At 72.0% G+C, this 13,305-nt stretch carries 12 protein-coding genes; 4 read left to right on the forward strand and 8 right to left on the reverse strand.

Annotated features, from left to right (window positions below; translation table 11 throughout):
- Window positions 1–2: 2 nt before the first annotated feature.
- The 4 genes from CHF15_RS11095 to CHF15_RS11110 are packed head-to-tail and all read right to left on the reverse strand — an operon-like array spanning window position 3 to window position 4,201.
- Window positions 3–1,202 (reverse strand): ABC transporter ATP-binding protein, encoded by a 1,200-nt coding sequence (locus CHF15_RS11095; protein ID WP_089223504.1) that lies wholly within the window; start codon window positions 1,200–1,202, stop codon window positions 3–5.
- Between the two features lie 10 nt (window positions 1,203–1,212).
- Window positions 1,213–2,052, reverse strand: a complete 840-nt coding sequence (locus tag CHF15_RS11100) for a carbohydrate ABC transporter permease (RefSeq protein ID WP_089223505.1) — start codon at window positions 2,050–2,052, stop codon at window positions 1,213–1,215.
- The gene (locus CHF15_RS11105; protein ID WP_089223506.1) at window positions 2,049–2,933 is read right to left on the reverse strand and encodes a carbohydrate ABC transporter permease; all 885 of its coding nucleotides are present in this window, start codon (window positions 2,931–2,933) and stop codon (window positions 2,049–2,051) included. Before CHF15_RS11105 ends, CHF15_RS11100 begins: the two co-directional genes overlap by 4 nt.
- Window positions 2,930–4,201 (reverse strand): ABC transporter substrate-binding protein, encoded by a 1,272-nt coding sequence (locus tag CHF15_RS11110; protein ID WP_089223507.1) that lies wholly within the window; start codon window positions 4,199–4,201, stop codon window positions 2,930–2,932. The genes CHF15_RS11105 and CHF15_RS11110 overlap by 4 nt, the downstream gene beginning before the upstream one ends.
- 168 nt (window positions 4,202–4,369) lie before the next feature.
- Between CHF15_RS11110 and CHF15_RS11115 the strand changes: the two genes are divergently transcribed.
- The 3 genes from CHF15_RS11115 (at window position 4,370) to CHF15_RS44820 (ending at window position 7,678) form a co-directional block, all read left to right on the forward strand.
- Window positions 4,370–5,629 (forward strand): FUSC family protein, encoded by a 1,260-nt coding sequence (locus CHF15_RS11115; RefSeq protein WP_089223508.1) that lies wholly within the window; start codon window positions 4,370–4,372, stop codon window positions 5,627–5,629.
- Window positions 5,630–5,649: 20 nt separating this feature from the next.
- Window positions 5,650–6,456 (forward strand): 4-hydroxy-tetrahydrodipicolinate reductase, encoded by an 807-nt coding sequence (gene dapB, locus CHF15_RS11120; protein WP_089223509.1) that lies wholly within the window; start codon window positions 5,650–5,652, stop codon window positions 6,454–6,456.
- Between the two features lie 151 nt (window positions 6,457–6,607).
- Window positions 6,608–7,678: a hypothetical protein gene (locus CHF15_RS44820; RefSeq protein WP_179279732.1), complete on the forward strand. Its 1,071-nt coding sequence runs from the start codon at window positions 6,608–6,610 to the stop codon at window positions 7,676–7,678.
- Window positions 7,679–7,759: 81 nt separating this feature from the next.
- On the opposite strand, the gene CHF15_RS11130 is transcribed toward CHF15_RS44820, so the two are convergent.
- Window positions 7,760–8,869: a substrate-binding domain-containing protein gene (locus tag CHF15_RS11130; RefSeq protein WP_245938766.1), complete on the reverse strand. Its 1,110-nt coding sequence runs from the start codon at window positions 8,867–8,869 to the stop codon at window positions 7,760–7,762.
- Window positions 8,870–9,141: 272 nt separating this feature from the next.
- Window positions 9,142–9,564: an aspartate 1-decarboxylase gene (gene panD / locus CHF15_RS11135; protein ID WP_089223510.1), complete on the reverse strand. Its 423-nt coding sequence runs from the start codon at window positions 9,562–9,564 to the stop codon at window positions 9,142–9,144.
- 213 nt (window positions 9,565–9,777) lie between these two features.
- On the opposite strand from panD, the gene CHF15_RS11140 reads away from it, so the two are divergent.
- Complete coding sequence (locus CHF15_RS11140; protein ID WP_089223511.1) at window positions 9,778–11,583, forward strand: AMP-dependent synthetase/ligase; 1,806 nt, start codon at window positions 9,778–9,780, stop codon at window positions 11,581–11,583.
- Here CHF15_RS11140 and CHF15_RS11145 read toward each other — a convergent pair.
- Complete coding sequence (locus tag CHF15_RS11145) at window positions 11,562–12,083, reverse strand: NUDIX domain-containing protein (protein ID WP_089223512.1); 522 nt, start codon at window positions 12,081–12,083, stop codon at window positions 11,562–11,564. The genes CHF15_RS11140 and CHF15_RS11145 overlap by 22 nt on opposite strands.
- A 17-nt stretch (window positions 12,084–12,100) precedes the next feature.
- On the reverse strand, window positions 12,101–13,303 hold the full coding sequence (locus CHF15_RS11150; protein ID WP_089223513.1) for a globin domain-containing protein: 1,203 nt from the start codon (window positions 13,301–13,303) through the stop codon (window positions 12,101–12,103).
- Between the last annotated feature and the right edge of the window lie 2 nt (window positions 13,304–13,305).

Here is a 13,305-nt window from a genome sequence, read left to right on the forward strand (position 1 = left end):
GCTCACCCCGCGGCCGTGTCGCGGGGGTGTCCGGGGAGCGTGAGGTTGTCGCCGGTGGCCGGGTCGAAGACGTGGGCCTGGGCGGTGTCGAGCCACAGGCGCAGGCGTTCGCCCTCGCGGGCCCGGGTCCTGGCGGAGAGCCGGGCGACGATCTCGGGCCCGCCGGCGCCGGTGTCGGCGAGGCCGGAGTCGGCGGCGAGTTCGGCCAGTTGCTCCGCGGCGGCCGCGCCGCCCTCCAGGGCGAAGTGGACGAAGACATCCGAGCCGAGGGACTCGCGGACGTCGACGGTGACGGTGACGGTGGCGCCGCCGCGTTCCGGGTCGACGAGCGCGGCGTCCTCGAAGTGCTCCGGCCGGAAGCCCGCGATGACCTCGCGCGGTGCGTCGCGGCGTGCCAGGGCGGCACGGAGGCGGTCGTCGAGCGGCAGGTCGCCGAGCGGGGTGCGCAGCCGGTCCTCCTCCACCGCGGCGGGCAGGAAGTTCATCGCGGGCGAGCCGATGAAACCGGCGACGAAGAGGTTGCGCGGGCGGTCGTAAAGCTCCTGCGGCGACCCGGTCTGCTGGACGATGCCGCCGCGCATCACGACGACGCGGTCGCCGAGGGTCATGGCCTCGGTCTGGTCGTGTGTGACGTACACCGTGGTGGTGCCCAGGCGGCGCTGCAGCCGGGCGATCTGGGTGCGCATCTGGACCCGCAGCTTGGCGTCGAGGTTGGACAGCGGCTCGTCCATCAGGAAGGCCTTGGGCTCGCGGACGATGGCGCGGCCCATCGCGACGCGCTGGCGCTGCCCGCCGGAGAGGTTGGCGGGCTTGCGGTCGAGGTGCCCGGTGAGGTCGAGGACGCGGGCGGCCTCCTCCACCTTCTCCTTGATGACGGCCTTGTCCACGTGGGCCAGCCGCAGGGCGAAGCCCATGTTCTGGCGGACGGTCATGTGGGGGTAGAGGGCGTAGCTCTGGAAGACCATGGCGATGTCGCGGTCCTTGGGGGCCTTGTCGTTGACGACCTGTCCGCCGATGCGGAGCGTGCCCTCGGTGATGTCCTCCAGCCCGGCGATCATGTTGAGGGTGGTGGACTTCCCGCAGCCGGACGGGCCGACCAGGATCAGGAACTCGCCGTCCGCGATGGCGAGGCTGACGTCGCGGACGGCGACCGCGCCGTCGGGGTAGCGCTTGGTGACGCCCTCGAGGGTGATCTCGGCCATGTGCGGTCCTTCAGCCCTTCACTGCGCCGGAGGTCAGTCCGGCCACGATGCGCCGCTGGAACAGCAGCACGAAGACGACGATCGGGACGGTGATGACCACGGCGGCCGCGGCGATCGATCCGGTGGGCTGCTGGAACTGGGAGCTGCCGGTGAAGAAGGCGATGGCCGCCGGGACGGTGCGCGCGGCGGTGGTGGAGGTCAGCGAGATCGCGAAGAGGAAGTCGTTCCAGCAGAAGATGAAGACCAGGATCGCCGTGGTGAACACCCCGGGTGCCGCGAGCGGCGCGATGACCAGCCGGAAGGCCTGGGCCGGGGTGGCCCCGTCGACCTTGGCGGCCTTCTCCAGGTCCCAGGGGATCTCGCGGAAGAACGCCGACAGCGTGTAGATCGCCAGCGGCAGCGAGAAGGTCATGTACGGGATGATCAGCCCCGCCCAGGTGTCGAACAGGCCGAGGAAGCGCTCGATGTCGAACAGCGGCGACACCAGGGAGATCGGCGGGAACATCGCGATCAGCAGCGAGGTGCCGATCAGCAGCCGCTTGCCGGGGAAGCGCAGCCGGGCCACGGCGTAGGCGGCCATGGTGCCCAGGGTGACGGCGACGACGGTGGAGATCAGGGCGATCCCGATGGAGTTGACCAGCGCGCGGGTGAACTCGGAGGTCGCGAAGATGCCCCGGTAGTTCTCCAGCGTCCACCTACGGGGGACGAAGCTGCCGTCGGAGAGGGTGGCGGGGTCCTTGAAGGACAGGGCGACGATCCACCACACCGGGAACAGCGCGTACAGCACCACGGCGGTGTTGACGACGCTCCAGCGGGCGATCCGCCGCCGCTGCGCCGGGCTCGTGCTCATCGTCCGGTGTCCTCCGATCCGGGGGCGGCCGTGCCGAACAGCCTGATGAAGGCGAAGGCGATGACCGCCACGCAGAGGAAGATCAGCACGGAGATCGCCGAGCCGATGCCGAGGTTCAGCGCCGTGAAGAGGTTGTCGTAGCCGAGGATCGACACGGAGCCGGTGCCGTTGGAGCCCTGGGTGAGCACGTAGATGTTGTCGAAGATCCGGAATGCGTCGAGGGTGCGGAACAGCAGCGCCACCAGGATGGCCGGTTTCATCAGCGGCAGCGTGACGAGCCGGAAGCGCTGCCACCGGGTGGCGCCGTCGACCATGGCCGCGCGCAGGGTCTCCTCGGGCACCAGGGCCAGCCCGGCGAGCAGCAGCAGCGCCATGAAGGGCGTGGTCTTCCAAACCTCGGCCAGGATGATCAGCCCGATGGCCTTCCAGTGGTCGGTCAGCGGGGCCTCTCCCGCCGAGTCGACGAGGTAGCCGATACCGGGGGTCCAGGCGTACTGCCAGGAGAAGGCGGCGACGACGGTCACGATGCCGTACGGCAGCAGGACCGCGGTGCGCACCGCGGGGCGGCCCAGGATCGCCCGGTGCATGACGACGGCCAGGCCCATGCCGAGGGCCAGTTCCACCGCCACGGAGACGACGGTGATCAGGCAGGTCACCTGGAACGCCTCCCACCAGAACCCGGAGCTCAGGACCGCGGCGTAGTTGTCCAGGCCCACGAAGCGGGCCAGCTGCGGGAAGCGCAGGTCGTAGCGGTGCAGGGAGAGGTAGAGGGCGTAGAGCACGGGGTAGGCGGTCACGGCGAGCATGACGAGCACGGCGGGGGCGCAGAGCAGCCACCCGAGCCGGCGCTCCTGCCGGGCGCCCTCCGACAGGCGTGTCACGGGACCAGCCCCTTGGACTGCAGGGCGTCCTCGATCTGCCCGCGCAGGTCCAGCACGGAGGCGGCGGGCCGGATCTCGGCGGGGGGTGACAGGGTGTGGGACACCGCGATGGACACGTTCTGGTAGGCGGGGGTCTGCGGGCGCAGGGCGGCGTTCTCCAGCTCGGCGAGGATGTCCTGGGCGAAGGGGTAGCTCCGCTCGATCTGGGGGTCGTCGTACAGGGAGCGCAGGGTCGGCGGCAGGCCGCCGCGGAGCGCGGCGGCCCGCTGGTTGTCCCGGTCGCGCAGGCACAGCGCCGCCTCGAAGGCGAGCTCGGGCCGGCGGCTGTGGGCACCGACGGCGAGGTCGATGCCGCCGATGGTGACCCGTGCGGGGCGGTCGGCGTCCACCCGGGGGTAGCGGGCCCACCGGAAGTGCCGGAACAGCTCCGGGTTGTCGGCCTTCATCGCCGGATACACGAAGGGGTAGTTCACCTGGAAGGCGGCGGTGCCGGACTCCATGGCGAGCCGGTTCTGGTCCTCCGTCTGGTTGGACAGCGACGGGTCGGCGGCGGGCGAGACCGCCAGGTCGCGCATGATGCTCGCGGCCCGCACGGCGGGCGCGCCGAGCGAGGGCGCGGTCGCGTCGGCGTTGAGGATCGAACCGCCCGCGCTGGCGACGAGCGTGTTGAACCAGACGGTGAGCCCCTCGTACTGGGCGCCCTGGACCTCGATCCGGTGGGGTTTGCCGGCCTTCGCCAGGGCGCGGGCGGCGTCGAGCATCCCGGCCCATGTCGTGGGCGGCTGCGGCACGAGGTCCGCGCGGTACCAGAGCAGCTGGACGTTGGTGTTGTACGGGACGGCGTAGAGGCGGTCCTTCCACGTGGCCGTGCGCACCGGCGCCGGGAGGGTGTCCCGTACGGCCTCGGCGCGCCTGCTGCCGGTCCACGGGCGGATCCAGCCGGCCTCGGCGAACTCCGGGGCCCAGGTGACGTCCAGGCCGAGGATGTCGAGCGCGGGGTCGCGTGCGGCCAGCCGGCGTACGAGTTGCTGCCGCTGGCCGTCGGCCGTCCGGGGGAGTTTGTTGTAGCGGATGACGTAGCGTCCGCCGGAGGCCCGGCTGCAGCGGTCGGCGGCCTGCTGCAGCGCCCCGGAGTCGTCGGGGAAGTTGTACCAGTCGAGTGTGGCCCGTCCGGACGTCCGCGACGCGCCGCCGCCGCACGCGACCGCGGCGGCCGCGAGGACGAGCACCGCGGCAAGGGCCCGGGAGCGCCGCACCGCGCACGCCATAGGCACCTCGCTCCCCTGCTCGGACACACTCCGGCCCCGGACCATGAAGCCCCCGCCGGGGCCGCCGACGGTGCCTCAGGGGCGTGTCGGGGCCGGGTATTCACGCGGTCGGCGCAACCGGGCCCGCCGCCCCGGTGCCGGAGTCCCGCGCGCGGGGAGACTGGCAGGGTGCCCGGCGCCCTCCCCGCCCCGCTCGCCGACCTCCTGCGGCGCACCAACGACCCGATCGTCGTGCAGACGGCGCGCTCCACCGTGGCCGCGGTCCTGTCGTATGCCGTGGCCGTCCGCCTGCTGCCCAACCCCGCGCCGCTGACGGCGCCCCTGACGGCCCTGCTCGTGGTGCAGGTGACGCTCTACACGACCGTGACCACGGGCATCCGACGGGTGGTCAGCGTGGTGGCCGGCGTCCTCATCGCGGTGGGCTTCGCGGAGCTGATCGGGCTGACGTGGTGGAGCCTCGGGCTGATCATCCTGGCGTCGCTGGTGATCGGTCACTTCATCCGGGTGGACGAGTTCGTGGCCGAGGTCGCGATCAGCGCGATGCTCATCCTGGCCGTCCCCGCCCCCTCCGGCGAGGCGCTGGACCGCGTGCTGGAGACCCTGGTCGGGGCCGGCGTCGGGGTGCTGCTCAACGTCGTCGTGCCGCCCCCCGCCTTCGTGGAGCCGGCCGGTGACGCGGTGCGCGAGCTGGCCGAGCACATGCGGGCGCTGATGCTCCGCATGGGCCGTCAGGTGCGCGCCGGGGCCACCGCCGGGCAGGCCCGCTCCTGGCTGATGGACGCACGCCGGCTGGACAACGAGGTCGCCCGGTTCGACGCCTCGCTGCGCAGGGCGGAGGAGGGGACCCGGCTCAACCCGCGGGTGAAACCGGCGGAGGGCGCGATGGCCCGGCTCCTGCTGCGCAGCGGGCTGGACACCCTGGAGGTCTCGACCGTCCTGCTGCGGACGCTGTGCCGCTCGCTGACCGAGCTGGACCGGGAGCGCGGCGCGCGGGAGCCGCTGTTCACCGGTGAGCTCGCCGCCGGCATCGACGAGTTGTTCGCCGACATGGCCGACGCCGTCGACAGTTTCGGCCGGCTGATCGCGGCCCAGGTCACGGAGGGCGCCGACCAGGCGGAGGCCCGGCTGGAGGACGCCCTGCGGCGCGGCCGGGAGGAGCGGGACCGCATCGCCGTGCTGCTGCGCGCGGAGACGGAACGGCGCTGGGAGAGCTGGGACCTGTACGGGGCGCTGCTGGCCGACATCGACCGGCTGCTGGACGAGCTGGACCTCGAGAAGCGCTCCCTGTGGCTGTCGGAGCAGCTGATCGCCGCCGCGCCGCGCCCGCCGACGATGTCCGGCCGGATGCGCCGTCAGGCCCGCTCCGCTGCGGCCCGGCTGCGCCCCAGGTCCCCCGGGAGGACCGGTTCCGGGCTGGACGGTCGGTGATCATGCCTCATGCTGGAGGGATGGACCTGCTGAACGTGTGCGTCGCCGGGGCGACCGGCTGGACCGGGGAGGCGGTGGCGCGCGCCGTCCTGGACTCCGCGGACCTGCGGCTGCGGACGGCGGTGGCACGGTCCGCGGCCGGCGCCGACCTCGGGGCGGTGTGGGGCGGTGCCGAGCTCGGGGTGCCGGTCTTCAGCACGGTCGACGACGCGCTGGACGATGTGGACGTCTTGATCGACTACACCTCGCACACCGCGGTCGGGCGCCATGTGCGCACCGCCGTGGTCCGCGGGGTCGGCGTCGTGGTCGGCTCGTCGGGCCTGTCCGGCGCCGACTACGAGGAGATCGCCGCGCTGGCCGAGGAGCACGGGGTCGGCGTGGTGGCCTCGGGGAACTTCTCGCTGACGGCCGCGCTGGCGCAGGCGGCCGCCCGGCTGGCGGCCCGGCACCTGCCCCACTGGGAGATCGTCGACTACGCCTCCGCGACCAAGCCCGACGCCCCCAGCGGCACCGCACGCGAACTCGCCGAACAACTGGCCGCCGTACGGCGGCCCGAGTATGCCGTGGACCCGGAACACACCGCCGGCCACCCGGAGGCCCGCGGCGCGTCGATCGCGGGCACGCAGGTCCACTCGCTGCGGCTGCCGGGCTACACCCTGGCCGTGGAGGCGCAGTTCGGGCTGCCGGACGAGCGCCTGGTGATCCGGCACGAGGCGGGCCCCTCCCCCGCCCCCTACGTCGCCGGGACCCTGCTCGCCACGCGGGCGGCCGCGGCACGCCGGGGTCTGGTGCGCGGTCTCGACGCCCTGTTGCTCAGCGGGGACTGACGTTCCGTACCTCGTGGCACTGCGTCACTTCCTTGGCCACGCTGTCGCCCGGACGCTCCGCTCGACGGGCGGCCGTTTACCGCGCGACGTACGACTGGATCGCAGGGGCGGCGGCATCGCCGCCCGCCACGCGTCCGAAGGAAGGACCCTCATGCGAACCAGGCTGATGCGCCGCAGCGCTCTCGGCGTCGCGACCGGACTTCTCGCCACCGGTCTACTGGCCGCCTCGACGGGCAGCGCCATCGCCACGCCGGGAAGCGACGACGGCAGGAACAGCTCCCACAGCAAGGGCAGCGACGACTACGGCGACGACGACAACGGATACGGCGACGACGGCGGGGACGACGACGGCTACGGCGGGGGCAACGGGGACAACGGGGACAACGGTTACGACGACAACGGCCGCGGGGGCGGCGGTGGCGGTGGCGGTGGGGGCGGCGGCGACAACGGCCGCGGCGGCGGGGGCGGCAGTGGCGGCGGCGGTAGCGACTGGAACAGCGACGGCGGCGGCAACGGCGGGGGCGGCAATGGCCGCGGAGGCAACGGCGGTGGCGGCGGCGGGGGCGGCGGCAACGGCGGCGGCGGTGGCGGTGGCGGTGGCGACAACGGCCGCGGCGGTGGCGGCGGCGGGGGCAACTGGAACGGCGGTGGCGGCGGTAGCGACTGGAACGACAACGGCACTGGCGGCGGCGGCAAGGGCGGCGGCGGCAACGGCCGCGGCGGCGACAACGGCGACGACGACAACGGCCGGGACGGCGGCCGCGACAACGGCGGCAAGAACAACGGCGACAACGGCAATGGCGGCAACGGTGGCAAGGGGGGCAACAACAACAACGACGACAACGGCGACAACGCGACCTACAAGGACAAGGACGACAACGGGAAGGGCAACAGCAAGGGCAACAACAAGGGGAGCAAGGGCAAGAGCGACAAGGGCGGCAAGAGTGGAAAGGGAGGCAAGGGCCACGACAAGGGCCACGGCAAGAAGCACAAGAAGCACCACAAGAAGCAGTGCAACAAGCACGGCTACCGGTTCAACTTCAGCTACAAGTACAGCGTGAGCTACGGCTATGGCGTTGGGTTCGGCAAGGGCGTCCACGCCCTCGGTCTCGGCAAGGGCCTCGGCGGCTACGGGAAGGACTCCGGCTTCACCTACAGCGACAAGTTCGACCGCGGTTACGGAGGTCTGTACGACTACGGTCTGATGAACGTGCTCATCTGACGCGGGGCTGCCGCCGGGTACGACGAGGGCCGGGAGGAACGATGTGTTCCTCCCGGCCCCGCGTACGTGCGGACTCCTGCCTCAGTTGAGGTCGGAGGCCTTGATGTAGCCGCTGTCGACGAGCAGCTTCTTGTAGTTGGACTTGTCGACGCTGACCGGGGCGAGCAGATACGCCGGCACGACCTTGTTGCCGTTGTCGTTGCTGTCGTTGTTGTCGCTGTTGGTCTCGGGCCGCTTGCCGCTGAGGATGTCCTGAGCCATCTTGACGGCGACCTCGGCGAGCTTGCGGGTGTCCTTGTAGACCGTCATCGACTGGTCGCCGGCGATGATCTCGTTCACCGAATCGATCTCGGCGTCCTGACCCGTGACGATCGGCATCGGCTTGCCGGCGGTGCCGTAGTGGTCCTTCTTCAGCGCGTCGATGATACCGCGCGCGATGCCGTCGTTGGGGGCCAGGACGGCGTCCACGGTGGAGCTCTTGTAGAAGTCGCCGAGCCGGGTCGTCATCGTCTCGTTGGCGATTTCCGCCTGCCACTTGTAGGTGGTGACCTGGCTCAGGCGCTTCTGGTCGCTCGGGACCTGCAGCTGGCCGTCCGCGATGAAGTCGCTCAGCGTGTCCATCGCACCCGCGAAGAAGCCCCGGACGTTGTTGTCGTTGGCGTCGCCGGCGAACAGCTCGATGTTGTAGGGGCCGGCGTTGCCGCCCTTCTTCAGCCCGAGCTTGTCGATGATGTACTGGGCCTGGAGCTCGCCGACCTTGTAGTTGTTGAAGCTCGCGTAGTAGTCGACGTTGCTGGAGCCCAGCAGCAGGCGGTCGTAGGCGATGACCTTGACACCGGCCCGGGACGCCTTTTGGAGGGCGTCGCCCAGCTCGAATCCGTCGACCGCGCCGATGATCAGGAGCTTGTCGCCCGAGTCGATCATCTTCTCGACCTGCTTGATCTGCTCGTCGACACTGTCCTCGGCGTACTGGACGTCGGCTTTGTACCCCTGCTTCTTGAACAGCGCCTTCATGTTGTCGCCATCGCTGACCCACCGGGTCTGCTTCGTGGTGGGGAGGGCGATACCCACTTTGACCTCGCCGCTCTGCCCGCCCGAATCGTTGCCGCAGCCGGTGGCCGCGGCCGTCAGGGAGAGCGTGAGGACCGCCAGGGTCACGGTGCGCAGTCTGGCAGCTCCGCCAGCGTGCATGGGACTCAGTTCCTTTCGGGCCGAACAAAGGTGTGCTCTCATCGCCCACCCCCGAGAGCGACAGTGTCCGGGCCCGTCACGGAGGTCCGTGGCAGCTCAGCGATCCGCCGGAGCCCGGTGAACTGCTGATGCGTCAGGCCCGAGGAGTACTGTGGGGGACCGACGGCAGCACGCCGCACCCCCGGTCCCGACGAGGCCCGTGATCACCGGACCCCACCTGGACGGATACCTCGAATGGATCCGGACAATAGCACAGCCGCTCGTACGGACGTTCAGCCGACCGGCACTGCGTTCGGGCTGGTCCGCGTGCCGCTCCCCGGGACCGGCTCGGAGGCGTCGTCACCCAGTGCGACGATCCTGTTGCCGGCGTCGACGTGCACCACGCGCGGCCGCAGCGCGCGGGCCTCCGCGTCGTCGACCTGCGCGTAGCTGATCAGGATGACCAGGTCGCCGGGGTGCACCAGATGGGCCGCGGCGCCGTTGATGCCGATCACCCCGGATCCGCGGCGGCCCTCGATGACATAGGTCTCCAGGCGGGCGCCGTTGGTGATGTCGACGATGTGGACCAGCTCGCCGGGCAGCAGGTCGGCGGCGTCCATCAGATCGGCGTCCACGGTGACGGACCCGACGTAGTGCAGGTCGGCCTCGGTCACGGTGGCACGGTGGATCTTGGACTTGAACATGGTGCGCAGCACGGCTCACACTCCTGACGCGAAGGGTCGCGTCCCGGGTGGGGTACGCGCCTGATACGGCCATGGTAGTCGGCGCGAACCACAGGCCCCGAGGCACCCGTTCACGTCAGTCGCTGCCGTTTCCGCCCCACCTCTAGGCAAGTGGACCAAACGCCGGATATCTTCCCTGCCTGCCGTCTCGCTGCGGCGGGGCACCGGCTCGCGGAAGGGGGCGCCGTGCGCGAGTTCAGCCTTCCGCCCCGGGCGGCGGAGTTGCGGTCGGGGGGACTCGCCGACTCGGTGTACGAGACGGCCGACAGGCGCCCGGACGCGGCCGTTCTGGCCCGGCGCGACGGGCACGGGGGCGACCGCTGGCGGGAGGTCGGTGCCGCGGCCTTCCGCGACGAGGTGGCCGAACTCGCCCGCGGCCTGGTGGCGGAGGGGATCCGCTTCGGCGAGCCGGTGGCCGTGATGGCCCGCACCCGGTACGAGTGGACGCTGTTCTCCTACGCGCTGTGGTCGGTCGGCGCCCGGATCGTCCCGGTGTACCCGACTTCCTCGGCCGAGCAGGTCCGGTGGATCCTGGCCGACTCGGGGGCGGTCGCGATCGTCGTCGAGCACGAGGACCACGCCATGACGGTGGGCGCCGTGTGCGACACGCTGCCCGCGCTGCGCCGGATCTGGCAGCTCGACGCGGGGTGCGTCCCGTGGCTGGCGGCGCTCGGCCGGCAGGTCCACCCGGTGCTGCTGGACCAGTTGCGCTGGGCGGTCGAGCCGCAGTCGGTGGCGGTGATCGCCTACACCTCGGGCACCACGGGACCGCCCAGGGGCTGCCTGATCACCCACGCCAACCTCGCCGCCGAGTGCGACACCCTGCTGGCCGGGTACGGCTCGATCTTCGCCCCGCCGGGGGTTCGGCCGTCGGTGCTGGCGTTCCTGCCCATGTCGCACATCTACGGGCTGATGGTGACCACCTGCGCGGTGCGCGGGGGCGTGCTGCTCGGCCATCAGCCCGACCTGGCGCCGGGCGAACTCCTCCCGGCCTTCCGCTCCTTCCGGCCGACCATCCTGCTCGCCGTCCCGTACGTCTACGAGAAGATCATCCAGGGCGCGCGGAACGCCGCCGCCCGCGGCGGCAAGGGCCATGTCTTCGACCGGGCCGCCGATGTGGCGGTGCGCTACGCGGAGGCCGTGGAGCGGCACGCGCTGGGCTCCGGCCCGGGGCCGGGACCGCTGCTGCGAGCGGCGCACTCGGCGTTCGAGCGGCTGGTCTACGCGCGGATCCGGGAGGTGCTGGGCGGGCGGGTGAACTACACGGTCTCGGGCGGGTCCCCGCTCGGCCGCGAGCTGTCGCTGCTGTTCGCGGGTGCCGGCCTCACCATCCACGACGGGTACGGGCTCACCGAGACCACGGCCGCGGTGACCGCTCAGCCGCTGGGGAAGGTGCGCTTCGGCACGGTGGGCCGTCCGCTGCCGGGCAGCGCGGTGCGGATCGCGCCGGACGGCGAGGTGCTGGTGCGGGGGGCGACGGTCTTCGCCGGCTACCACGCCGACCCGGTCGCGAACCAGCAGGTGTGGCGCCGCGGCGGCTGGATGGCGACCGGCGACATGGGCTCGCTCGACCCGGACGGGTACCTGACGATCACCGGACGGAAGAAGGACATCATCATCACCAGCGGCGGCAAGAGTGTGGCGCCGCTGGTGCTGGAGGAGCGGCTGCGGGCGCATCCGCTGGTCTCGCAGTGCATCGTGGTCGGCGACAACAGGCCCTTCGTGGCGGCGCTGATCACCCTGGACCGGGAGGCGGTCCAGCTGCGGACCGCGATGGCCGAACCGGACGTGCACGCCGAGGTCCAGCGGGCGGTGTCGATGGCCAACGCGGCGGTGTCGCGCGCCGAGTCGATCCGGGCGTTCCGCATCCTGCCGCACGAGTTCTCGGTGGAGAACGGGATGCTGACGCCCTCACTGAAGCTCCGCAGGAACAGCATCGTCAGCGAGTACGCATCGCAGATCGAGTCGATCTACGCCTCTCCGGCCTCCTGACCGGCTCCGGCCGCGCCGCGCCCGTCGAGCAGCAGGCGCAGCCGGTCCAGGAACGTCCGCTGCGCGGAGAGGATCTTCCCGTGCGCGGCCGGGCCGAGCGGGAACCACGCGGCCCGGTCGACCTCGGGGAACTCACGGACCCGGCCGGAGCCCCGGGGCCACTCCATGGAGAAGGTGCCGGGCACCACGAGGCCGGTGTCGAGGTCGCCCTCCAGCGCCCAGACGGTCACGACCTTCCCGTTGGGCTGCCGGTTGTCGCCGAGCGGCAGCAGCTCGCCCTCGGGCACCGGCAGGCCCAGTTCCTCCAGGAACTCGCGCCGGGCGGCCGCCTCGGCGGTCTCGTCGGGCTCGTACTCGCCCTTGGGGATGGTCCACGCCCCGGCGTCCTTGGACGACCAGAACGGGCCGCCCATGTGGGCCAGCAGCACCTCGGGCGCGTCGCCCGAGGTGCCGCGGAAGAGCAGGATCCCCGCGCTGCGTTTGACCGCCTTGTCCGCCACCCGACCAGTGTGGCCGGTCAGTCGCGGGCCAGCCACAGGTCGGGGCCGAAGACCTCGTAGTGCACGGCCGAGGCGGGCACACCGCGCTCCAGCAGCTGGGTGCGCACGGCGCGCATGAAGGGCAGCGGGCCGCACAGGTAGGCCCGCAGGCCGTCGGGCAGGTCGACGTCGGACAGGTCGACCCGGCCGGCGCGGTCGTCGGGGGCGGCGCCGGTGCCCGGCTCCTCGTACCAGAAGTGGGTGCTGCCGCCGGGGAGCTTCTCGGCCAGGGCGCGGTGGTCGGCGGCGTGGGCGTGGTGTTCCGGCGCCCGGTCGCCGTGGACGACGGTCACGGGCGCGGCGTAGCCGTCGCCGGCGAGCCGGTGCAGCATGGCGAGCATCGGGGTGCAGCCGATGCCGGCCGAGGCGAGCAGCAGGGGTCCGCCGTCGTCGGCGAGAACGATGTCGCCGTAGGGGGCCGACAGCTCGACGCGGGCACCCTCTCCCACGTGGTCGTGGAGGTGGGCCGAGACCTCGCCGTCCGGGTCGCCGGCGAGGCCGCGCTCGCGCTTGACGGTAATCTGCCGGGTGGTGTCGCCGGGGGCGCCGGAGAGGCTGTACTGCCGGATCTGCCGGGCGCCGTCGGGGAGTTCGACGCGCACCGAGACGTACTGGCCGGGGCCGAAGTCGGGCAGCGGCAGGCCGTCCGCGGGGCGGAGCCGGAAGGAGACGACGTCCTCGGTCTCCCGCACCTTCCCGGCGACCTCCCAGGGGCGCCAGGCGTCCCCGGTCAGGACGTCGCGCTCGGCGTACAGCCGCTGCTCGATGGCGATGAGGGCGTTCGCCATCAGCCAGTAGACCTCGTCCCAGGCGGCGGCGACCTCCTCGGTGACGGCGTCGCCCAGCACTTCGGCGATGGCGGCGAAGAGGTGCTTCTGCACGATGTGGTACTGGCCGGGGCTGATGCCGAGCGAGGCGTGCTTGTGGGCGATGCGGGAGAGCATCGCGTCGGGGCGCTGCCCGGGGTGCTCGACCAGGACGGTGGCGAAGTGGGCGATGGCTCCGGCGAGGGCCTCGCGCTGGGTGCCGGCCGCCTGGTTGCCGCGGTTGAACAGGTCCCGCAGCAGCTCGGGGTGGGCGGCGAAGAGCCGGTCGTAGAAGAGCCCGCTGATCTCGGAGATCGCGCCGCCGACGGCGGGCAGGGTGGCGCGGACGGTCGCTGCGGACTTCTCGCTGAGCATGG

The sequence above is a fragment of the Actinacidiphila glaucinigra genome (assembly GCF_900188405.1).
GTDB classification, from domain to species: Bacteria; Actinomycetota; Actinomycetes; order Streptomycetales; family Streptomycetaceae; genus Actinacidiphila; species Actinacidiphila glaucinigra.

Coding starts and splice junctions, on each gene's coding strand:
- CHF15_RS11150 (WP_089223513.1), bottom strand. CDS start 13,303: ATGCTCAGCGAGAAGTCCGCAGCGACCGTCCGCGCCACCCTGCCCGCC.
- CHF15_RS11110 (WP_089223507.1), bottom strand. CDS start 4,201: ATGGCGTGCGCGGTGCGGCGCTCCCGGGCCCTTGCCGCGGTGCTCGTC.
- CHF15_RS44820 (WP_179279732.1), top strand. CDS start 6,608: ATGCGAACCAGGCTGATGCGCCGCAGCGCTCTCGGCGTCGCGACCGGA.
- CHF15_RS11100 (WP_089223505.1), bottom strand. CDS start 2,052: ATGAGCACGAGCCCGGCGCAGCGGCGGCGGATCGCCCGCTGGAGCGTC.
- CHF15_RS11095 (WP_089223504.1), bottom strand. CDS start 1,202: ATGGCCGAGATCACCCTCGAGGGCGTCACCAAGCGCTACCCCGACGGC.
- dapB (WP_089223509.1), top strand. CDS start 5,650: ATGGACCTGCTGAACGTGTGCGTCGCCGGGGCGACCGGCTGGACCGGG.
- CHF15_RS11130 (WP_245938766.1), bottom strand. CDS start 8,869: ATGCACGCTGGCGGAGCTGCCAGACTGCGCACCGTGACCCTGGCGGTC.